At 74.8% G+C, this 20,856-nt stretch carries 19 protein-coding genes, 1 pseudogene and 1 riboswitch; of the genes and pseudogenes, 11 read left to right on the plus strand and 9 right to left on the minus strand.

Annotated features, from left to right (window positions below; all coding sequences use genetic code 11):
* Position 1: 1 nt before the first annotated feature.
* On the plus strand, positions 2-955 hold the full coding sequence (locus CNO22_RS06010) for a phytoene/squalene synthase family protein (protein ID WP_198588132.1): 954 nt from the start codon (positions 2-4) through the stop codon (positions 953-955).
* Here CNO22_RS06010 and CNO22_RS29935 read toward each other — a convergent pair.
* The 3 genes and pseudogenes from CNO22_RS29935 to CNO22_RS06025 all read right to left on the minus strand — a co-directional run.
* Positions 952-1,260: pseudogene (locus tag CNO22_RS29935) on the minus strand (hypothetical protein); the annotation flags it as partial. The gene CNO22_RS06010 and the pseudogene CNO22_RS29935 sit on opposite strands and share 4 nt — an antisense overlap.
* Complete coding sequence (locus CNO22_RS06020) at positions 1,158-1,523, minus strand: lycopene cyclase domain-containing protein (RefSeq protein WP_100498428.1); 366 nt, start codon at positions 1,521-1,523, stop codon at positions 1,158-1,160. The gene CNO22_RS06020 and the pseudogene CNO22_RS29935, both read right to left, overlap by 103 nt.
* A gap of 28 nt (positions 1,524-1,551) precedes the next feature.
* Positions 1,552-1,875 (minus strand): Rv2175c family DNA-binding protein, encoded by a 324-nt coding sequence (locus tag CNO22_RS06025; protein WP_100498429.1) that lies wholly within the window; start codon positions 1,873-1,875, stop codon positions 1,552-1,554.
* A 76-nt stretch (positions 1,876-1,951) separates the two neighbouring features.
* A riboswitch (ZMP/ZTP riboswitch) is annotated at positions 1,952-2,036 on the plus strand.
* Positions 2,037-2,065: 29 nt separating this feature from the next.
* Here CNO22_RS06025 and CNO22_RS06030 point away from each other — a divergent pair.
* The 4 genes from CNO22_RS06030 (at position 2,066) to CNO22_RS06045 (ending at position 7,953) form a co-directional block, all read left to right on the plus strand.
* Complete coding sequence (locus CNO22_RS06030) at positions 2,066-3,553, plus strand: glycine hydroxymethyltransferase (protein WP_100498430.1); 1,488 nt, start codon at positions 2,066-2,068, stop codon at positions 3,551-3,553.
* 180 nt (positions 3,554-3,733) lie between these two features.
* On the plus strand, positions 3,734-5,728 hold the full coding sequence (pknB, locus tag CNO22_RS06035) for a Stk1 family PASTA domain-containing Ser/Thr kinase (RefSeq protein WP_198588133.1): 1,995 nt from the start codon (positions 3,734-3,736) through the stop codon (positions 5,726-5,728).
* Between the two features lie 23 nt (positions 5,729-5,751).
* Positions 5,752-6,627: a deoxyribonuclease IV gene (locus CNO22_RS06040; protein ID WP_100498432.1), complete on the plus strand. Its 876-nt coding sequence runs from the start codon at positions 5,752-5,754 to the stop codon at positions 6,625-6,627.
* A 147-nt stretch (positions 6,628-6,774) separates the two neighbouring features.
* Positions 6,775-7,953 carry a S8 family peptidase gene (locus CNO22_RS06045; RefSeq protein WP_198588134.1) on the plus strand — a complete coding sequence of 393 codons (1,179 nt, stop codon included), beginning with the start codon at positions 6,775-6,777 and terminating at the stop codon, positions 7,951-7,953.
* A gap of 55 nt (positions 7,954-8,008) precedes the next feature.
* Here CNO22_RS06045 and CNO22_RS06050 read toward each other — a convergent pair whose 3' ends face one another.
* From CNO22_RS06050 to CNO22_RS06065, 4 genes are all read right to left on the minus strand, one after another.
* Complete coding sequence (locus CNO22_RS06050; protein ID WP_232806833.1) at positions 8,009-8,833, minus strand: DUF559 domain-containing protein; 825 nt, start codon at positions 8,831-8,833, stop codon at positions 8,009-8,011.
* Positions 8,834-9,111: 278 nt separating this feature from the next.
* Positions 9,112-10,128 (minus strand): threonine aldolase family protein, encoded by a 1,017-nt coding sequence (locus CNO22_RS06055; RefSeq protein ID WP_100498437.1) that lies wholly within the window; start codon positions 10,126-10,128, stop codon positions 9,112-9,114.
* Positions 10,128-11,465 carry a class II 3-deoxy-7-phosphoheptulonate synthase gene (locus CNO22_RS06060; protein ID WP_100498438.1) on the minus strand — a complete coding sequence of 446 codons (1,338 nt, stop codon included), beginning with the start codon at positions 11,463-11,465 and terminating at the stop codon, positions 10,128-10,130. The genes CNO22_RS06055 and CNO22_RS06060 overlap by 1 nt, the downstream gene beginning before the upstream one ends.
* 36 nt (positions 11,466-11,501) lie before the next feature.
* Positions 11,502-12,524, minus strand: a complete 1,023-nt coding sequence (locus CNO22_RS06065; RefSeq protein WP_100498439.1) for a 6-phosphofructokinase — start codon at positions 12,522-12,524, stop codon at positions 11,502-11,504.
* 78 nt (positions 12,525-12,602) lie between these two features.
* On the opposite strand from CNO22_RS06065, the gene CNO22_RS06070 reads away from it, so the two are divergent.
* On the plus strand, positions 12,603-13,490 hold the full coding sequence (locus CNO22_RS06070; protein WP_100498440.1) for an NmrA family NAD(P)-binding protein: 888 nt from the start codon (positions 12,603-12,605) through the stop codon (positions 13,488-13,490).
* 139 nt (positions 13,491-13,629) lie between these two features.
* Positions 13,630-15,738: a methyl-accepting chemotaxis protein gene (locus CNO22_RS06075; protein ID WP_100498441.1), complete on the plus strand. Its 2,109-nt coding sequence runs from the start codon at positions 13,630-13,632 to the stop codon at positions 15,736-15,738.
* A gap of 161 nt (positions 15,739-15,899) precedes the next feature.
* Here CNO22_RS06075 and CNO22_RS06080 read toward each other — a convergent pair whose 3' ends face one another.
* On the minus strand, positions 15,900-16,385 hold the full coding sequence (locus CNO22_RS06080; RefSeq protein WP_232806835.1) for a polyadenylate-specific 3'-exoribonuclease AS: 486 nt from the start codon (positions 16,383-16,385) through the stop codon (positions 15,900-15,902).
* Between the two features lie 78 nt (positions 16,386-16,463).
* Here CNO22_RS06080 and CNO22_RS06085 point away from each other — a divergent pair, with 78 nt between their 5' ends.
* Positions 16,464-16,712 (plus strand): DUF6221 family protein, encoded by a 249-nt coding sequence (locus CNO22_RS06085; protein ID WP_100498443.1) that lies wholly within the window; start codon positions 16,464-16,466, stop codon positions 16,710-16,712.
* Between the two features lie 28 nt (positions 16,713-16,740).
* Here CNO22_RS06085 and CNO22_RS06090 read toward each other — a convergent pair whose 3' ends face one another.
* Positions 16,741-17,643: a short-chain dehydrogenase/reductase gene (locus CNO22_RS06090; protein ID WP_100498444.1), complete on the minus strand. Its 903-nt coding sequence runs from the start codon at positions 17,641-17,643 to the stop codon at positions 16,741-16,743.
* Between the two features lie 87 nt (positions 17,644-17,730).
* Here CNO22_RS06090 and CNO22_RS06095 point away from each other — a divergent pair, with 87 nt between their 5' ends.
* The 3 genes from CNO22_RS06095 to CNO22_RS28900 all read left to right on the plus strand — a co-directional run.
* Complete coding sequence (locus CNO22_RS06095) at positions 17,731-19,263, plus strand: flavin-containing monooxygenase (protein WP_100498446.1); 1,533 nt, start codon at positions 17,731-17,733, stop codon at positions 19,261-19,263.
* On the plus strand, positions 19,260-20,195 hold the full coding sequence (locus CNO22_RS06100; RefSeq protein WP_100498448.1) for an alpha/beta fold hydrolase: 936 nt from the start codon (positions 19,260-19,262) through the stop codon (positions 20,193-20,195). The genes CNO22_RS06095 and CNO22_RS06100 overlap by 4 nt, the downstream gene beginning before the upstream one ends.
* A gap of 2 nt (positions 20,196-20,197) precedes the next feature.
* Positions 20,198-20,856, plus strand: a 659-nt coding sequence (locus CNO22_RS28900) for a TetR/AcrR family transcriptional regulator (protein WP_100498449.1), incomplete at its 3' end; no start/stop codon positions are given.

The raw sequence follows: 20,856 nt of genomic DNA on the forward strand, positions 1-20,856 counted from the left end.
GATGACCCTCGTGGAGCCACTCCGCACGCAGGCCGAGCGGCAGGCCCTGCTGGACGCCGCCTACCGGCACTGCGCGGCGATCAACGCCGAGCACGGCAAGAGCTACCACCTGGCCACCCGGCTGCTGACCCCCGACCGGCGCCCGGCGGTCCACGCGCTCTACGCCGCCGCCCGCACCGCCGACGACCTCGTCGACCACCCCGGCGCCGACCCGGCCGGCGACCTCGCCGAGTGGTCCCGCGCGGTGCTCGCCGAGCTGGAGGCGGGCTGGTCCGACGACCCGGTGCGGCTGGCCCTGGTGCACACCTACCGCCGCCACGGCATCGCCGTCGAGCACCTGGTCGACTTCCTCGCCGCGATGACCAGCGACCTCGACGTCACCGGGTACGCCGACATGGACGCCCTCGACCGCTACATGTGGGGCTCGGCGTCGGTGATCGGCCTGCAGGTGCTCCCCGTTCTCGGCACCGCGCCCGGCGTGGCCCGCGAGGAGGCCGCCCCGCACGCCATCGCGCTGGGCGAGGCCTTCCAGCTGACCAACTTCCTGCGCGACGTCGCCGAGGACGTCGACCGCGGCCGGGTCTACCTGCCCGCCGACCTCATGGCCGCCCACGGCGTCACCCGCGAGCAGCTGGCCGAGAAGCGGCACGACTCCCGGTTCGCCGCGCTGATGCGCGAGATGGTGGCCATCGTCCGCCGCCGCTACGACGACGCCGCCCCGGGGACGCCGATGCTCGCGCCGGAGTCCCGCAACTGCGTGCGCGCGGCCACCGATCTCTACGGCGGCATCCTCACCGAGATCGAGCGGGCGGACTACCGGGTGCTCGACCGCCGCGTGCGGGTGGCCAGGCCGCGGCGCCTGGCGGTGTTCGCCCGCCGGTTGACCGCCGCCCAGCTGGCCAGGGTCAGGGTGACCATGGCGAAGCCGAACAGCAGGTCCTCGACCGGCGCGTAGGCGATCCGCGGGCCCCAGATCGTGTCCGGGTCGTAGGTGACGACCGCCAGCCCGGTCAGCACGCCGTTCATCAGCAGCTGGAACGTCACGATGATCGCGTAGGCCACCCAGAACACCGGGCGGGTGACCATCCGGGTGCGGTAGACGGCCAGGTCCAGCACGAGGACGGCGACGACGGCGGTGACCGCGAGGGCGCTGTAGCTCACCGGCCGGCCCGCTCTCTCGCCGGCAGGGCTTCCTCGACGGGGTAGCCGGCGTCCCACCCCGTGACCTTGCGCACCGCCTCCAGGGCCAGCACCGAGCACAGCGGGACGACGAGGAAGAACAGCACCTCCTCGACCGGGATGCCCCCGGGCAGCCGGACGCCGAGGGTGAGCTCGCCGGAGTAGTCCCAGTGGCCCTGCGCGATCGCGTACAGCACCCAGACCAGGAAGACGGCGAACTCCGGTGCGACCGCGATGAGCAGCCGCCGCCAGCGGGGGTACACCCGCACCCGCAGCAGGAGCTCGAGCGGCGCGGTGACGACCAGGCAGCCGGCCAGCAGCGCGAGGTAGGTCAGCTGCCCCACGCCACCCGCTCCCTCCACCCGCCCGGGCTCAGAACGCCAGGGCCTGGGCGCGCCGGGTGACCTCGGTGTGCCGGTCCCCGCGCAGGGCCTCGACCGGGGTGCCCGGCAGCGTCTCGTCGACACGGAACAGCCACTCGAACACCTCCTCGTCGCTGTACCCGCCGTCCTTGAGGACGGTGATCAGGCCGGGCAGGTGCTTGAGGACGGCGCCGTCCTGGAGGAAGTCGGCCGGGATCCGGCTGTTGCCGCTGCCGGGGACGGCCATGAGCTTGTGCTCGCGCAGCAGCTGGCGGACCCGGTTCGGCGAGACCCCCAGTACGCCGGCGACCTCCGCGGGGGTGAGCGTCTCCATGACGTCCGAGCCTATGACCCCCGCGGTCGGCCGTGCCCGGGACGCCGACCCGTCGCCCAGCTGCCCCGATACGATGGGCCGGGGCCGTGACTGGCGCTGCTGAGGTGGACCACCACCGGGGAGCGGCCCGCACCACCCCGCCGGGCGCCTGGGCACCCACCCGTCGTCCCCTCGCGCTGGAGCCCCCACCATGACCGACGCTGCCACGACCGACGCCACCGCCTCCTCCGACGCGGCCATGCCCCACGCCGACGTCGCCTCCGCCGCCTACCGCAGCGCGCTGCAGGTCATCGGGGCGGTCGAACCCCGGGTGGCCGAGGCGATCGGCGCCGAGCTCGCCGACCAGCGGGCCTCGCTGAAGCTGATCGCCAGCGAGAACTACGCCAGCCCCGCCGTGCTGCTCACCATGGGCAACTGGCTGTCGGACAAGTACGCCGAGGGCACCGTCGGGCACCGCTTCTACGCCGGCTGCCAGAACGTCGACACCGTCGAGGCGCTGGCCGCCGAGCACGCCCGCGAGCTCTTCGGCGCCTCGCACGCCTACGTGCAGCCACACTCGGGCATCGACGCCAACCTGGTCGCGTTCTGGGCGGTGCTCGCCTCCCGCGTCGAGGCCCCCGCGCTGGAGAAGGCCGGCGTCCGGCACGTCAACGAGCTCACCGACGGCGACTGGTCGGCGCTGCGGCGCCAGCTCGGCGACCAGCGGATGCTCGGCATGTCCCTGGACGCCGGCGGCCACCTCACCCACGGCTTCCGCCCGAACATCAGCGGCAAGATGTTCGAGCAGTCCTCCTACGGCACCGACCCGGCTACCGGGCTGCTGGACTACGACGCCGTCCGCGCGCGGGCCCGCGAGTTCCGCCCGCTGATCCTCATGGCCGGCTACTCCGCCTACCCGCGGCGGGTCGACTTCGCCCGGATGCGGGAGATCGCCGACGAGGTCGGCGCCACGCTGGTGGTCGACATGGCCCACTTCGCCGGCCTGGTCGCAGGGAAGGTGTTCACCGGCGACTTCGACCCGGTGCCGCATGCGCACGTCGTCACCACGACCACGCACAAGTCGCTGCGCGGCCCGCGCGGCGGCATGGTGCTGGCCCAGCCGGAGTACGCCGACGCCGTCGACCGCGGCTGCCCGATGGTGCTCGGTGGCCCGCTGCCGCAGGTCATGGCCGCCAAGGCCGTCGCCTTCGCCGAGGCCCGTCAGCCGGCCTTCGCCGGGTACGCGCAGCGCGTCGTGGACAACGCCGTCGCCCTCGCCGACGGGCTCACCCGTCGAGGCGCGACGCTGGTCACCGGCGGCACCGACAACCACCTGGTGCTCGTCGACGTCTCCGGCTTCGGGCTGACCGGCCGGCAGGCGGAGTCCGCGCTGCTGGATGCCGGCATCGTGACCAACCGCAACGCCGTCCCGGCCGACCCGAACGGCGCCTGGTACACCTCGGGCGTCCGGCTGGGCACCCCCGCGCTGACCACCCGGGGGTTCGGGGCGGACGAGTTCGACCGCACCGCCGAGCTGATCGTCGACGTGCTGTCGAACACCACCCCGACCGCCACCCGCGACGGGTCGCCGTCCAAGGCGAGGTACGCCACCGCCGACGGCCTGGCCGACCGGACCCGCGCCGCGGCGGCCGAGCTGCTGGACCGCCACCCCCTCTACCCGGGCCTCGAACTCTCCTGAGCCCCCGTCCTCACGGGAGATCGGCGGTCTCGTGGCGATCAACCGCTGATGGCCACGAGATCGCCGATCTCGTGTGAGGAGCTGCACCGCGTGGCCGGTGTGACGGGTGAACCCGTCACACCGGCCGGCGCTCCGCGTGTACGGACGGCGCAGCACGGACCCGCTCCTACACTCGGCCGGGTGGACACCGCAGTGACCGACCCCGTGGTCGGCCTCGTCCTCGAGGGGCGATACCTGCTCGAGGAGCGCCTCGCCCGGGGTGGGATGTCCACCGTCTACGCCGCCACCGACCTGCGGCTGCACCGCACCGTCGCGGTCAAGGTGATGGCCGAGCACCTGGCGCACGACCCGACGTTCGTCGACCGGTTCACCCGCGAGGCGCGGGCCGCGGCCATGCTCAGCCACCCCAACGTCGTCTCGGTCAGCGACCAGGGCAGCGACCAGGGCCTGGTGTTCCTGGTGATGGAGCTGGTCCGCGGCCGCACGCTGCGCGACCTGCTGCAGGCCCGCGGCCGGCTCACCGTCGCCGAGGCCTTCGCCGTCCTGGAGCCGGTGCTCTCCGGGCTGACCGCCGCGCACCGCGCCGGGATCGTGCACCGCGACATCAAGCCCGAGAACGTGCTCATCGGCGCCGACGGCGTGGTGAAGGTCGCCGACTTCGGCCTGGCCCGCGCGCTGACCGGCACCGGCCAGACCAGCCACACCGGCGGGGTGCTCATCGGCACGGTCGCCTACCTCTCCCCCGAGCAGCTCGAGCGCGGCAAGGCCGACGCCCGCAGCGACGTCTACGCCGCCGGGGTCGTGCTCTACGAGATGCTCACCGGCCACCCGCCCTACGGCGGGGACACCCCGCTGGCCGTGGCCTACCAGCACGTGCACCACGACATGCCGCGGCCGTCGGAGGAGGTGGCCGGCCTGCCGTGGGAGGTCGACGAGCTGGTCGCGCGCACCACCCGCCGCGAGCCCGCCGTCCGCCCGCTGGACGCCGGCGCGTTCCTCGCCGACCTCGAGGACGTGCGCAACGACGTGGGCATCGAGCGCGTGCCGGTGCCCACCGGCCGCAGCACGGCCACCGCCGAGACGCTGCGGCCGACCAACCGGCCCAGCCGCCCGACCCGGCACACCGGCGACCCGGCCGCCCCGCGCACGGAGGTGCTCGGCCCCGGCGGCACCCGGCCCGGCCGCGGCAGCAGCCGCACCTCGATGCTGCCCGGCACCGTGTCCGGCACCGACCCGGGTGCCCGGCGGCCCGTGCCGGAGCGCATCCGCCCCGGCGTGCCGGCGCGCATCCGCCGCCGTCGCGCCCGGCTCGCCGTCGCCCTCGTGCTGCTCACCGCGATCACCATCGGCGCGGTGGGCTGGTGGCTGGGGTCCGGGCGGTGGACGACGGTGCCGCAGCTGGCCGGCACGGAGCAGGCAGCCGCGATCGACCTGCTGCAGGAGGCCGGGCTGACCCCCGACTGCTGCGAGGAGCAGTTCAGCGAGGACGTCCCCGAGGGCGTGGTCATCGCCGCGGAGCCCGACGGCGGTGAGGCCATCCGCGGCTCCGACGTCCGGCTGGTGGTCTCCAAGGGCCCGGAGCGCTTCGAGGCCGAGCCGACCCTGGTCGGCCTCCCGCTGGAGGAGGTCCGCACCGAGCTGCAGGACGTCCCGGTGGTCACCCGCGAGGTGCAGGACTACGACAACGACGTGCCGGTCGGCCACGTGACCGGCTTCGAGCCGAAGGCCGGCACCGAGCTCAAGCGCGGCCAGGAGCTGGTGATCTACGTCAGCCGCGGGCACGAGCCGGTGACCGTGCCGGCCGTCGTCGGGCTCTCGCCGGAGGAGGCGACGGCCAACCTGTCGGCGCTGGGCTTCACCGTGGAGCGCACCGAGGGCCGCACCGCCGACGTCGACCCCGGCGAGGTCATGGCGGTCACCCCGGCCACCGGCGCGCAGGCGCCGTACCAGAGCACGGTGACCCTGCAGGTGTCTGTGGGGCTGCCGCAGGTGCAGGTGCCCGACGTGGTCGGCCGCAGCCAGCCGGAGGCGACCGCGCTGCTCGAGCAGGCCGGGCTGAAGGTGCAGGTGAGCCAGTTCTTCGGCGACCGGGTGTTCCGGCAGAGCCCGGCCGCCGGGCAGACGGTCGACATCGGCACCCCGGTGACGATCCTGGTGACGTTCGGACAGGACTGAGGACACTGCGTACTGCTGCAGGCGTGCCGCCGATCGGGGCGCACATCCAGATCAAGGGCGGGCTGGCCACGGGCGGTCTGGCCTACACCGACGCCGTCGCCGCGCGGGCCGTGCAGGTCTTCGTCGGCAACCCCCGCGGCTGGCGGCTGACCGCCGGCGACCCGAGGCAGGACGCGCGGTTCACCGCGGGCTGCGCCGAGCGCGGGGTGCCCTCGTTCATCCACACGCCGTTCCTGGTCAACGTCGGCTCCCCCACCGAGGCCACCGTCGAGCAGTCGATCGCGACCATCGCGCACAACCTGGCCCGCGGTGCCCAGCTGGGCTGCCAGGGCGTCGTCGTGCACGCCGGGTCCGCCGTCGGCGAGGACCGCTACGAGGACGCGCTGCGCCAGCTGCACGAGCGGCTGCTGCCTGTGCTCGAGGCGGCACCGGACGACGGCCCGCGGCTGCTGGTCGAGCCGACGGCCGGTGGCGGGAAGTCCCTCGCCGCCACCGTCGAGGACCTCGGCCCGTACTTCGCCGCGCTCGAGCACCACCCGCTGCTCGGCGTCTGCTTCGACACCTGCCACGCCTGGGCGGCCGGCCACGAGCTCACCGCGCCCGGCGGCATGGCCGCGACCCTGGACGTGCTGGAGGCCACCGTCGGCCCCGGCCGGCTGGGCCTGGTGCACGCCAACGACTCGCTCGACGGGTGCGGCTCCAAGCGCGACCGGCACACCACCATCGGCGCCGGCTCGATCGGGGTGGCGCCGTTCGCCGAGCTGCTGGCCCACCCGTCGATGGCCGGCGTCCCGGTCGTCGTGGAGACCCCCAGCAAGGACGACGGGCACGCCAAGGACATCGCGCTGCTGTGCTCGCTGCGCGACGGCACGACGGACGCCGAGGCCACCGCCGCCTGATCCGCCGTCCAACCCTCGGCGTGTCGGCGTGACACGCGGATATGACGCTGTGGACTCGCGTGCTCACTTGCGGTGAGCCCCGTCAGGACGTTGGCTGCAGGCACCGCGGTCGCCGGGCCGCGGGGAGCCCGTCCGAGGAGCCGTCCTTTGCCCACTCGTCGCACCCTGGCCGTCGGCGTCGTCGCCGCCCTCACCGCCGCCGGCCTCGGCGCCACCGCCGCCCCGGCCGCAGCCGCGCCGTCCGACGGTCCGCGCGCCACCTACGTCGTCACCCTCGACCGTTCGACGTTCCCCGCGCAGGCGGCCGAGCGCGCCCGCGGCCTCGGTGGCCGGGTCGACCACGTCTACACCGCGGCGCTGACCGGGTTCGCCGTCACGCTGCCCGAGGCCGCCGCGAGCCGGCTGTCGGCCATCCCCGGCGTCGTCGCCGTCGAGCGCGACCAGGTGGTCGCCACCGACGACTCCCAGCCCGGCGCGACGTGGGGCCTGGACCGCACCGACCAGCGCGACCGGCCGCTCAACGGGTCCTACAGCTGGAAGACGACCGGGGCAGGGGTCACCGCGTACGTGGTCGACACCGGCATCGCCGCCGGCCACACCGAGTTCAGCGGCCGCGTGGACGCCGGCTTCGACGCGGTCGACGGCGGTGCGCCCGACGACTGCAACGGCCACGGCACCCACGTCGCCGGCACCCTCGGCGGGACGACGTACGGCATCGCGAAGGGCGTGCGGCTGGTCGGCGTCCGCGTGCTCGGCTGCGACGGCAGCGGCACCACCTCCGGCGTCATCGCCGGCATCGACTGGGTGACCGCGGACCACCAGCCCGGCGAGCCTGCGGTGGCCAACATGAGCCTCGGGGGCGGGGCCAGCACGGCGATCGACACCGCGGTGCGCAACTCCATCGTCGACGGCGTCAGCTACGCGGTGGCGGCGGGCAACGGCAACTCCTCCGGTGTCGCCCAGGACGCCTGCGCCTCCTCCCCCGCGCGCGTCACCGGCGCGCTCACCGTGGGCGCGACCGACCGCACCGACACGGCGGCGTCGTTCAGCAACTACGGCTCCTGCGTCGACCTGCTCGCCCCGGGCGTCGGGATCACCAGCGCCTGGCACACGGCCAGCACCGCGACCACCACGATCAGCGGGACGTCGATGGCCACGCCGCACGTCGCGGGCGTCGCCGCGCTCGTGCTGTCGACCACGCCGTCCGCCTCGCCGGCCACGGTCGCCTCGACGGTCACCGCCGCCGCTTCGACGGGCAGGGTCACGCTGTCGAGGACGGCCACCCGGGCCGGCACCCCGAACCGGCTGCTGTTCAGCTCCTTCTGACCCCGGCCGGCGACGGTGTGCGCCGGCGCGCAGTTCTCCCCGCGGGAGCCACGCATCAGCGCACACCGTCGCCGCGCAGCAGCCGCAACCGGCCGGCGTGCACGGCGCGGACGTCCTGCCGGCAGGCCTCGGGCGAGCCGGTCATGCGGCGGTAGCTGAACCGCAGGGTCTGCCAGCCGACCGTCGCGACCAGGGCGTCGCGCCGGATGTCGGACTCGCGCTGGGCCCGCGACCCGTGCCAGGCCGCACCGTCCATCTCGACGGCGAGCATCGACTCCTCGCAAGCGGCATCGAGCAGGAAGGTCTCGCCACCCACCGTCACCGGCCGCTGCTGGACGAAGGCGGGCATGTCCGGTGCCCGCAGCACCTGCAGGCACCCCCAGATCTCCAGCTCGCTCCGGCAGCCGTCGGCGAGCAGGCCGACCAGCTCTGCCAGCTCCGCGCGGCCGGGCAGCCGCGTGTTGCGCGCGAGCTCGTACCGCAGCTCGCGGGGCGAACACAGCCGTTGACGAACGGCGGTGATCGCCGCAGCCCTGACCTGCACCCGCGGGAGGAGAGCCGGACGGCCCCAGGTGTCGACGACGGCACGCTCCACGGCGCTGATCGCCAGCCCGTCGACCCGGCGCCGGTCGGCGTAGGCGTCCGCCGCCCGGTGCACCACCACCCCCGGCGAGCCGCGACCGCTCTTGCCGAGGTCGACCGTGACGTGCACCGGACCAGGCGGGTGGTCGGTCAGCTCCCACAGGGCGAGGGCGGTTGCGTGACTCGCGACGGCCTCCCTCCCGTGTAGTGCCGCCGCCACCCTGACGCGCCAGTCCCCCGCGGCGACCGGCAGGGCGAGGACCCCGGGCTCGAGCCGGACCAGTCTGCCCGCCGCCACCCAACTGCGGAGGGTGCTCCGGCTGACCTCCCTGAGGAGCTCGGGAGCAGGGACCCAACCGGCCTCGCCCACGAGTTGCCTGGGGTCTCGCGCCACCGCCTCAGCCTCGCCGAGGTCGAACCTCCACGACCGCGGTTCGCGAGACGTGTGGACAGCCGCCGACGCTGTGCACGGATGCGCAGGCCGCGGACCGAGAACTGCGCATCAGCGCACACCGTCGGCCTCCCTGCAGGGTCCCGCCGCGAGCTCGCGAGTGGCGGGGGCAGGGAGGTCCTTCGTCAACGGTCGAGCAGCTCCGCCAGGACGTCGGCGGCGCGCTCGACGCCGGCGCGGTCGACGCCGAGGTTGGTCACCAGCCGCAGCCGGCGGTCACTGACCTGGGAGACGAGGACGCCCTGCGCCTTGGCGGCCTCGGCCACGACCGGCGCGGGGACGTCGTCCAGCCGCACGATGTTGGTCTGCACCGTGGCCGGGTCGACCCCGAGCCGCTTGGCCAGCAGCTGCGCGTGCTCGTGGTCCTCGGCCAGCCGGTCGAGCTGGGTGTCGAGCGCGTACCGCCCGGCCGCGGCCAGCACCCCGGCCTGCCGCATCCCGCCGCCGAGCCGCTTGCGCCACAGCCGGGCGGCGGCGATCCGCTCGGCGGAGGCGACGAGCACCGAGCCGACCGGCGCGCCCAGCCCCTTGGACAGGCAGACCGAGGCGGTGTCGGCCAGCCCGCCGTAGGTGGCCAGGTCCACGCCGGTGGCCACGGAGGCGTTCCAGATCCGCGCGCCGTCGAGGTGCACGTTGACGCCGGCCTGCCGCGACCAGTCCCACAGCGCCTGCAGCTGGTTCAGCGGCTGCACCAGCCCACCGCCGCGGTTGTGCGTGTTCTCCACGGCGACGGCGGCGGTCGCGGTGAGGTGCCAGTTGCCGTGCGGGCGCACCTGGTCGACCAGCTGCGCCGCGTCGAGCCGGCCGCCGTCCGAGACCACGGTGCGGGTGGAGATGCCGAACAGCACCGCGGCCGCACCCATCTCGTAGGTGACGATGTGCGCCTCGGAGTCGCAGAGCACCTCCTGGCCCGGCTCGCAGACCAGCCGCAGGCCGATCTGGTTGCCCATCGTCCCGGAGGGTACGAACAGCCCCGCCTCGTGGCCGAAGAGGCCCGCGACCCGCTCCTCGAGCGCGTTGACGGTCGGGTCCTCGCCGTAGACGTCGTCCCCCACCTCGGCCTCGGCCATCGCCTGGCGCATGCCGGGCGAGGGCTTCGTGACCGTGTCCGACCGCAGGTCGACCAGCTCGGCGGTGCCCATCAGCCGCGCAGCATCTCCGCGACGAGGAAGGCCAGCTCCAGCGACTGCCCGGTGTTCAGCCGCGGGTCGCAGGCGGTCTCGTAGCGGCTGTTGAGGTCCTCGTCGCTGATCTCCATGGCCCCGCCGAGGCACTCGGTGACGTCCTCACCGGTGAGCTCGACGTGGATGCCGCCGGGCCAGGTGCCCAGGGCCCGGTGGACGTCGAAGAAGCCGAGCACCTCGTCGACGACCCGGTCGAAGTGCCGGGTCTTGTAGCCGGTGGAGGACTCGTGGGTGTTGCCGTGCATCGGGTCGCACTGCCACACCACCTGGTGGCCGCTGGCGGTGACCTTCTCGACGATCGGCGGCAGGACGTCGCGGATCTTCCCGTTGCCCATCCGGCTGATCAGGGTGAGCCGGCCGGGCACGCCCTCGGGGTCGAGCCGCTCGACGAGCTCGACGGCCTGCTCGGGCGTGGTCGTCGGGCCGATCTTGACGCCGATCGGGTTGGCGATCCGGGACATGAACTCCACGTGCGCGCCGTCGAGCTGGCGGGTGCGCTCGCCGATCCAGACGAAGTGCGCCGAGGCGGCGTAGGGCCGGCCCTCGTGCACCCGCAGCAGCGCCCGCTCGTAGTCCAGGATCAGCGCCTCGTGGCTGTTGTAGAGCTCCACGCCGCGCAGCGCGGCGTCGTCGACCCCGCAGGCCTTCATGAACGCCAGCGCCCGGTCGATCTCGCGGGCGATCACCTCGTAGCGCACGCCCGCCGGGGAGCTGGCCACGAAGTCCTTGTTCCAGTCGTGGACGGCGTGCAGGTCGGCCAGGCCGCCGTGGGCGTAGGCGCGGATCATGTTCATCGCGGCCGCCGAGTTGGCGTAGGCGCGCACCAGCCGGTTCGGGTCGGGGATGCGCTCCTCGAGCACCGGCTCGAGGGAGTTGACCATGTCGCCGCGGTAGGACGGCAGGCCGAGGGCGTCGGTGTTCGACGAGCGCGGCTTGGCGTACTGCCCGGCCACCCGGCCCACCTTGACCACCGGCACGCTGGCGCCGTAGGTCAGGACGACGGCCATCTGCAGCAGCGTGCGCGTGGTGCTCTGCAGGTGCGCGTCGGTGTTGAGGTCGAAGGTCTCCGCGCAGTCGCCGCCCTGGAGCAGGAACGCCCGGCCCTGCGCCACCTCCGCCAGCCGCGTGCGCAGCTCGTCGACCTCGCTGGGCGCCACGATCGGCGGCACGGAGGAGAGGGTGGACAGGACGCGGTCCAGCACGGCGCGGTCGGGCCACTCCGGCTGCTGGGCGGCGGGCAGCTCCCGCCACCGGTCCAGGTCGGGCAGCAGGGCAGCCGGGTCGGGGAGGGTCACGCCATCAGAGGGTACCGGCGGCCCGGACCGGCCCCGTCAGCCGAAGAAGACCTCGACCTCCGCGTAGCGCTCGACGGGCACCAGCTTCAACTGGGCGGTGGCCTCGGCCAGCGGCACGCGCACGATGTCGGTGCCGCGCAGCGCCACCATCACGCCGGTCTCGCCGGCGTGCACCGCCTCGAGGGCGGCCAGCCCGAAGCGGGTGGCCAGCACCCGGTCGAACGGCGAGGGGGTGCCGCCGCGCTGGATGTGCCCGAGGACGACGGCCCGCGCCTCCCGGCCGGTGCGCTGCTCGATCAGCGAGGCCAGCGCCGTGCCGATGCCGCCGAGGCGGACGTGGCCGAACGCGTCGCGCTCCCCCGTCGCCAGCACCAGGTCGCCGTCCAGGGGCTTGGCTCCCTCGGAGACCACCACGATCGGTGAGTAGCCGGAGTCGAAGCGGCGCTGGCAGTGCGCGACGACGGCGTCGACGTCGAAGGGCTGCTCGGGGATGAGGACGACGGTGGCGCCGCCGGCCATCCCCGCGTGCAGGGCGATCCACCCGGCGTGCCGGCCCATCACCTCGACGACGAGCGTGCGGTGGTGGCTGTCACCGGTGGTGTGCAGCCGGTCGATCGCCTCGGTGGCCACGCCGAGGGCGGTGTCGAAGCCGAAGGTGTAGTCGGTGGCGTCGAGGTCGTTGTCGATGGTCTTGGGGACGCCGACCACCCGCACGCCGGCCTCGGCGATCCGGGTGGCCACGCCGAGGGTGTCCTCGCCGCCGATCGGGATCAGCGCGTCGACGCGGAGCCGCTCGAGCGTGGCGAGCACCCGGTCGGCGCCGCCCTCCAGCGCGTAGGGGTTGGTGCGGGACGTGCCCAGGACGGTGCCGCCGCGGGGCAGGATGCCGCGGACGGCGGCGAGGTCCATCGGCACGGTGTCGCCCTCGAGGGCACCGCGCCAGCCGTCGCGGAAGCCGACCACCTCGTCGCCGCACTGCACGCTCTTGCGGACGATGGCGCGGATGACCGCGTTGAGACCCGGGCAGTCGCCGCCGCCGGTCAGGATTCCGATGCGCATGGGGTCGTCCTCCGGGAAGGTCCGCGCGCGGACGGTCGTTGGCGGTGTCGTGGTGCTGCAGGTGAGGGGCCGGATCGTATGCCCGGCGTGATCGCTGTCACAGGGGCGACGGGCGCGCTGGGCCGACGTGTCGTCGAGCGGCTCGCCGGGCGGCCGGACGTCGGCCTGCGCCTGGTGGTGCGCGACGCCGCCCGCGCCCCGCGGGTGCCCGGCGCCGAGGTTGCCGCCGTCCCGGCGGGCTACGCCGACGGGTCGGGCCTGACCTCGGCGCTCGCCGGGGTGCGCACCCTCTACCTGGTGTCCGCCGCGGAGGCCGAGGACCGGCTGCAGCAGCACCTGACCGCCGTCTCCGCGGCGGCCGCGGCCGGGGTGCAGCGCGTCGTCTACACCTCCTTCCTCGGCGCCGCGCCGGACGCCGTCTTCACCCTCGCCCGCCAGCACGCGGCCACCGAGGAGGCCCTCGCCGCGACCGGCGTGCGCACCACGGTGCTGCGGCACGCGATGTACGCCGACTTCGTGCCGTTCTTCGCCGTCCTGGAGGACGGGCAGGCGGTGATCGCGGCGCCCGCCGACGACGGGCGGGCCTCCTTCGTGTCCCGCGACGACCTCGCCGACGTCGCCGCCGCCGTCCTGGCCGACGACTCCCCCGCCCTGGACGGCGCCGTGCTCGACGTGACCGGCCCCGAGGCGCTCTCGCTGGACGACGCGGCCGCCGTCCTGGCCGAGGTGACCGGCCGGCCCGCCGTCTACCGCCGCCAGACGGTGGAGGAGGCGTGGGCCACCCGGCGCCCGTCCGGGCACCCGGACTGGGAGGTCGAGGGCTGGGTCACCAGCTACCGGGCGATCGCGGCGGGCGAGATGGCCCGCGTCACCGACGTCGTCCCCACGCTGACCGGGCACCCGGCGCGCACGGTCGCCGAGCACCTGCGCAGCCACCCGGAGGACTGGGCACACCTGCGTCCCTGAGTCCCCGGAGACCTGCGGCGACGCGGACCGTGGGGTCCGGAACTGCCATTGTCCCGTTCCGGTTGACAACAGGGCGTTTCCTGCCGATGTGCGTCGCAACGGCTGCGACCGGGCCGTCAGGACGAACAGGAGCAGACCCGTGCGCTGGGACATCAGGACCAAGGTGGTGGCGCTGGCGACCGCGTGCGTCGCCGCCACCGGCATCACGGTCGGCGGGGTGAGCGCCTGGCAGAGCAGCGCGTTCGCCGACGACGCCCGTGCCGACGTCGAGACCCTCGTCGCCCAGGACCTCACGCAGACCGCCAGCGGCGTCTACGACGTGGTGGCCACCCAGGGCGCGTCGACCGCGGCCAAGGTGGACTCCGACCTCGCCGTCGCCCAGCACGTGCTGGCCCAGGCCGGCGGCTTCCGGCTCGACCGCGGCACGGTGACCTGGCAGGCCAAGAACCAGTACAGCGGCGAGGTGACGCCGGTCGAGCTGCCGCGCGCCTCCGCCGGCGGCACGTGGTTCGGCCAGAACACCGACCCGGGAAGCCCCACCCCGGTGGTCGACCAGGTGCAGGCGCTGGTCGGCGGCACCGCGACGGTCTTCCAGCGGACGAACGCCGCCGGCGACATGCTGCGCGTGGCCACCAACGTCGTGGGGACGACGGGCGCGCGGGCGATCGGCACCTACATCCCGGCGACCAACCCCGACGGCGCGGCCAACCCGGTGCTCGCCGCCGTCCTGGCCGGTCAGACCTACCGCGGCAACGCCTTCGTCGTCGACTCCTGGTACGTCTCGGCCTACGCGCCGCTGTTCGACGGCGCCGGCCAGGTGATCGGCATGGTCTACGTCGGCCAGAAGCAGCAGAACCTGCCCGCGCTGCGGGAGAGCCTGGAGGAGACCACCGTCGGCGAGAACGGCCGGGTCGAGGTCTTCGGCGGCACCGGCGACCTGCGCGGCCAGGTCGTGGTCAGCCAGGGCGGGGTCCGCGACGGGGAGTCGCTGCTGGACACCACGGACGCCGCGGGCACCCGGTGGGTGGAGCAGGTGGTCGACGCCGCCGTCGAGCTGCAGCCGGGTGAGCAGGCCACCGTCCGGTACGTCGACGCCGAGACCGGATCGCACACGGTGCGCGTCTCCTACTACCAGCCGTGGAACTGGGTGATCGCGACGATCGCCCGGGACAGCGACTTCGCCACCCCGGTCGAGCGCCTCGACGCCGGCCGCGCCTCGATGCTCACCGGCGTCGTCGTCGCCGTCCTGCTGGTCGCCGCGGCCGGAGGTGCCGTGGCCTGGCTGGTCGGCCGCCGGCTGACCGCCCCGCTGGAGCGGCTGCGGGCGCGGATGGCGGAGATCGCCGACGGCGAGGGCGACCTGACCCAGCGGATGGACGAGTCCGGCCGCGACGAGGTCGGCGACCTGTCCCGGGCGTTCAACCGCTTCGTCGAGAAGGTCGCCGGCACCATCCGCGACATCGGCGAGTGCGCCCGCACGCTGGCCGCCTCGGCCGGCACGGTCGCCACGGTGGCCGAGGGCCTCGGTGACCGGGCCGCCCGCAGCCGCGACCAGGCCCGCACCGCCCATGAGGCCGCCGGCGAGATCAGCGCGGGCGTGACCTCGGCGGCGGCCGGCGCCGAGCAGATGGGCGCCTCCATCGCCGAGATCGCCCGCAGCGCCACCGAGGCCGCCCGGGTGGGCCGCAGCGCCGCCGACCTCGCCCGGCAGACCGAGACCACGGTGGCCACCCTGGGCGCGAGCTCGGCCGAGATCGGTGACGTCGTCAAGGTGATCGCCGCGGTGGCCGAGCAGACCAACCTGCTCGCGCTCAACGCGACCATCGAGGCCGCGCGGGCCGGCGAGGCGGGCAAGGGCTTCGCCGTCGTCGCCAACGAGGTCAAGGAGCTGGCGCAGGAGGCCTCGCGGGCCAGCGAGGAGATCGCCCAGCGGGTGCAGGGCATCCAGGCCGACACGTCCGCGGCGGTGGGCTCCATCGGACGGATCGCCGAGGTCGTGCGCGACATGAACGACCACCAGACCACGATCGCCAGCGCGGTCGAGGAGCAGACGGCGGTCACCAACGAGCTCACCCGCAGCGTCGGCGCCGCCGCCGACGGGGCGACCGCGTTCACCACCACGCTCACCGCGGTCAGCGAGGACGCCGAGCGCAGTGCCGAGGACGTGGACAGCGCGCGCACCGCGGCCCGGGAGCTCGACCGGCTCTCGCACGAGCTGACCCGCCTGCTGGGGGCCTTCACCATCTGAAAGAGGACCCCCTGCCCCTCGTAGAAGGACCCCGTCCTCCCCGCCCTCCGCAGGCTCAGGGCGGGACCCGGGACGGGGCCGGCGGGACCCTGCAGGGGACCACCGTCGACGGCCCCTGCCGACGCCCTCCTCCACGGGCGCCGGCAGGGGCCGTCGGCGTCTCAGCGGCGGGAGCCCTCCATCGCCTGCCAGCGGGCCAGGTTGTAGCGGGCGTCGACCAGGGCGTCGTGGGTGCCGCTCGGACGGGGCGGCAGCGGCGGCTGCCCGAGGTCGTCCCAGCGCTGGCGCAGCTCGCGGGTGAACCGCGGGATCGGCCGTGGCAGCGCCGGCATCGCCCCCCACAGCTGGCACAGCGCCACGTGGTCGTAGGCGGCGTACCAGGCCCACAGCTCGATCTCCTCGCCCGGGCCGGTGAGGAAGGCAAGCAGGTCGTCGCGGATCCGCTGGCGGCTGCGCCAGGCCCGGTCGGCCGGCGGCGGCAGCTGGTCGAGCACGTTGCGCCGCACCCACGGGATCGCCGGGCGCTCGTCGAACTCGGTGCTGACGGCGTAGAACTCCCGGCCGGTCTCGTCCACGACGCCGATGGAGACGAGGTCGATGGTGGTGCCGTCCTCGATGAACTCGGTGTCGTAGAAGAAGCGCCGCACGCCCTCACGGTAGGTGGCCGCCGCCGGCACCTCCCGCATCGCGGTGCCGGGCGGGGGACGCCGGGCTGGCGTGCCCCGGTGAGCCCGCCGCACCCGGACCTGCCGACCAGCATCCGCAACGAGGACCTGGTCGACTTCCTGCTCACCCGCTTCGACGAGGACGAGGAGGCCGCGCAGTTCGTCGCGCTCAGCGCCTCCCGCTCCAACGCCTCACTGGTGGCGCACGTGCTGCGCGACGTCCGGGCCAAGCGCGACCTGGTGCGCTACTCCCGCGACCTGGAACGGCAGGGCCGCGCGGCGCCACCATGGAGCGGGCGCTGCGGCTGATCGGCCAGACCTACGCCGACCACCCGCACTACCGCGAGGACTGGCGCCCCTGACCCCGTGAGTTGCGGCCGAACTCCTGCCCCTTCAGCGCGGCGATGTCGCGCTCGAGCTGCGGCACCCGCGTCGCCGCGACCCGCATCACCACCCGCTCGGCCAGCGCGCCGGTGACGGCCTGCCGCAGCGCCGCCACCACGCCCACCGAGCGGGGCACGAAGACCCGGCGGCGCCGGGTCTCCAGGTTCTCCACCAGCGCCTCCGCGCAGGCCTCCACCGAGGTCCAGGCGCCCAGCGGACCGGGCAGCTGCCGCCGGGTCGCGGCGAACGTCGGCAGCGCCGTCTCGATGTCGCGGACCAGGTCGGTGTCGATCCACGTCGGGTGCGCGCTGGCCACGGTGACCCCGCGGTGGGCGACCTCCAGCCGCAGCGCGTCGCCGAAGCGCTCGAGCCCGGCCTTCGCCGCGCAGTAGGCGCTCATGCCGGGCAGCACGGTGAACGCCGCTGCCGAGCTGACCAGCAGCACGTGCCCGCGCCGCACCGCGAGCTCCGGCAGCGCCGCGTGCACGGTCAGCATCGCCCCGGTCAGGTTCACCTCGATGGTGCGCGCCAGCGCGTGCGCCGAGCTGGTCATCACCGTGGTCAGCGGCGCGATGCCGGCATTGGCGACGACGACGTCCAGGCCGCCGAAGGTCTCCACGGTCCGGCGGACGGCGGTCTGCAGCGCCGCCGGGTCGGTCACGTCGCACTCGACCCACAGGTGCTCGGGGCCCAACCCGTCGGCCACCTGGGCCAGCAGCTGCGGTTCCAGGCCGGCGAGGGCCACGCGGGCGCCCCGGGCCGCGGCGCGGCGGGCCAGCTCGGCGCCGATCCCCCGGGCCGCACCGGTGACGAGCACCGACCGTCCGGTGAGCGGGGTGCGGGAACGGCGGGTCATGGCGTCTCCTCGGCGTCGTGTCGAGCGTGCTCAACGGCGGTTGTAGCGTGTTGAGCACCGCTCAGCAAACACACGGGAGGCCGACCGGTGACCAGCACGCTCGAGAACCCGGCCACGACCGCGGCCGGCGCCGTCCGCGAGGTCGGGGTGGCCGTCATCGGGACCGGCTTCGCCGGCCTGGGCATGGCGATCACCCTGAAGCGGCGCGGCGACACCGACTTCGTGCTGCTGGAGCGGGCCGGGGACGTCGGCGGCACCTGGCGGGACAACGCCTATCCCGGTGCGGCCTGCGACGTGCAGTCGAACCTCTACTCGTTCTCCTTCGCGCCCAACCCCGACTGGCCGCGCACCTACTCCGAGCAGCCGGAGATCCAGAGCTACCTGCGGTCGGTCGCCGACCGGTTCGGCGTCCGGGAGCACTGCGTCTTCGGCGCCGAGGTCACCGCCGCCCGGTGGGACGACGACGCCCGCCGCTGGCTGGTCAGCACGACCGCCGGCGACTACCGCGCCCGCGTGCTGGTCTCGGCCGCCGGTGCGCTGGCCGACCCGAGGCTGCCCGACATCCCCGGCCTGGACTCCTTCGCCGGCACCGTCGTGCACTCGGCCCGCTGGGACGCCGGCCACGACCTCACCGGCGAGCAGGTCGCGGTCATCGGCACCGGCGCCTCGGCGATCCAGATCGTGCCGGCCATCCAGCCGCAGGTCGCCGGCGTGGCGGTCTACCAGCGCACCGCGCCGTGGATCGTGCCGCGCACCGACGCGCCGGTGCCCGCCTGGCGGCGGCGGCTCTACCGGCGGGTCCCCGCCCTGCAGAAGGCCGTCCGGGGCGCGCTCTACGGCGTCCGCGAGCTCCTGGTCGTCGGGATGGCCAAGGACCGCCGCTTCCTGCGCCCGGCCGCCCGGCTGGCCCGCGCACACCTGCACTGCCAGGTCCGGGACCCGAGGCTGCGGGCGGCCCTCACGCCGGACTACACCATCGGCTGCAAGCGCATCCTGATCAGCAACGACTACTACCCGGCGGTCAGCGCCCCCAACGCCGAGCTGGTCACCGCCGGCATCGCCGAGGTCCGGCCGCACTCGATCGTCACCCGGGACGGCGTCGAGCGGCCCACCGACACGATCGTGCTGGCCACCGGCTTCCACGTCACCGACCTCCCGATCGCCGAGCGCATCGCCGGGCGGGACGGGCGCACCCTCGCCGAGGTCTGGGCCGACGGGATGGTGAGCAACCGCAGCACCACCGTGGCCGGCTTCCCGAACCTGTTCCTGCTGGTCGGACCCAACGTCGGCGTCGGGCACACGTCGATGGTCTACATGATCGAGTCGCAGCTGGCCTACGTCGACGACGCGCTGCGCACCATGGCCGAGGAGGGCCTGGAGGTGCTGGAGACGACGGCGGGAGCCCAGCGGGCCTACCGCGATCTGATCGCCGCGAGGTCGCGGGACACGGTGTGGCTGTCGGGCGGCTGCTCGAGCTGGTACCTCGACGCCCGCGGGCACAACACGACGCTCTGGCCCGACTTCACCTTCCGGTTCCGTCGGCTCACCCGCCGGCTGGACCGGGAGAACTACGTCGGCACGCCCGCCGGCCGCCAGGCGCGCGAGGAGGTGGCGGCATGACCGACCTGGTGCTCCACCGCACCGCCGCCGTCCGCACGCCGGACGGCGCCCTGCTGCACGCCACGGTGGACGGTGCGGACGACGCCGCGGTGACCGTGGTCCTCGCCCACGGCTGGACGCTCTCCCAGGCCGCGTGGGACGACCCCGCCCGGCTGCTCCGGCCGCGGGTCGCCGCCGGGGAGGTGCGGCTGGTGCGCTACGACCAGCGGGGGCACGGACGGTCGAGCTGGGGCAGCGCGGAGCCGGTCTCCGTCGACCGGCTCGGGACCGACCTGGCCGCCGTGCTGGACGCGCTGGCGCCCCGCGGCCCGGTCGTGCTCGGCGGCCACTCGATGGGTGGCATGACGATCATGTGCCTGGCCGCCGCCCGGCCGGAGCTCTTCGGGGACCGGGTGCGCGGCGTGGCCCTGGTGTCCACCTCCGCCGGCGACCTGCAGCGCGCGCCCCGGACCCGCGCCGAGCGCGTCCGCCGGCGGCTCACCCCGGCGGCGCTCACCGCCGCGCTGGCCGGTGCCCGGGTCGTCGAGCGCCTGCGGCAGCTGGTGCCGCCGGAGCACCCGCGGCACCGGGCGGTCGTGCGCGACCTGCTCTACGGCGTCGACGCCACCGAGGAGATGGTCCGCGCCGGGGCGGAGATCATGCACGCGTCCACCGTGCGGGCCTTCACCGCGTTCCTCCCCGCGCTCGGCGACCACGACAAGCGCAGCGAGCTGGCCGCGCTCATCCGGGTGCCGGTGGAGGTGCTCGTCGGCGACAGCGACCGGCTCACGCCGGTGCGGCACAGCCGGCAGCTGGCGCAGGCCCTGCCCCACGCCCCCCTCGTCGTCGTCCCGCGGACCGGGCACATGCTGCCCCAGGAGCGGCCCGGGCCGGTGACGGCGGCACTGGAGCGGCTGGTCGCCGCGGCCGCCGGCGACCGGGCCGCGGCCTGAGCGTGCCGGCCTCGCCGCGCACCCGCCGCTCGGCCGGGGACCGGCGCGCGCAGCTGGTGGCGATCGGGCTGGAGCTGCTGCCCACCACGCCGGTGCAGGAGCTGACCATCGACGAGGTGGCCCGCCGCGCCGGGATCAGCCGCAGCCTGCTGTTCCACTACTTCCCGAGCAAGCGCGACTACTACACCGCCGTCACCCGCGCCGCGGCCGACGTCCTGCTGGCCCACCTCGCGCCGCGGGCCGACAGCACGCCGGAGGAGCAGGCCGCGGGGATGCTCGACCGCTACGTCGGCTGGGTGGAGACCTACCGGGAGAGCCACATCGCCTTCGTCAGCGGGGCCGTCGGTGGGGACGCCTGGGTCGCGGAGGTCTACGAGGAGACCCGCGAGGCCCTGGCGGACGTCGTGGTCGAGGCGCTGGGCCTGCCCGACGACGCCTCGCGCCGGCAGCTGGTGCGCGCCTGGTTCGCGTTCACCGAGACGCTCGTGCACCAGTGGGTCCGCGAGCCGACGACGTCCCGCGACGAGCTGCTGGCCCTGCTCATCGACGTCCGCGACCGCCTGCTCGCCCGACGGCCGGCTCTACCGCGGCAAGGCCGGCGTGGCCCGGATGACGCTGGAGACCGGGGTGCCCGTCGTGCCGGTCGCGATGATCTACCGGC

This window comes from Geodermatophilus chilensis, assembly GCF_002802985.1.
Lineage (GTDB): Bacteria > Actinomycetota > Actinomycetes > Mycobacteriales > Geodermatophilaceae > Geodermatophilus > Geodermatophilus chilensis.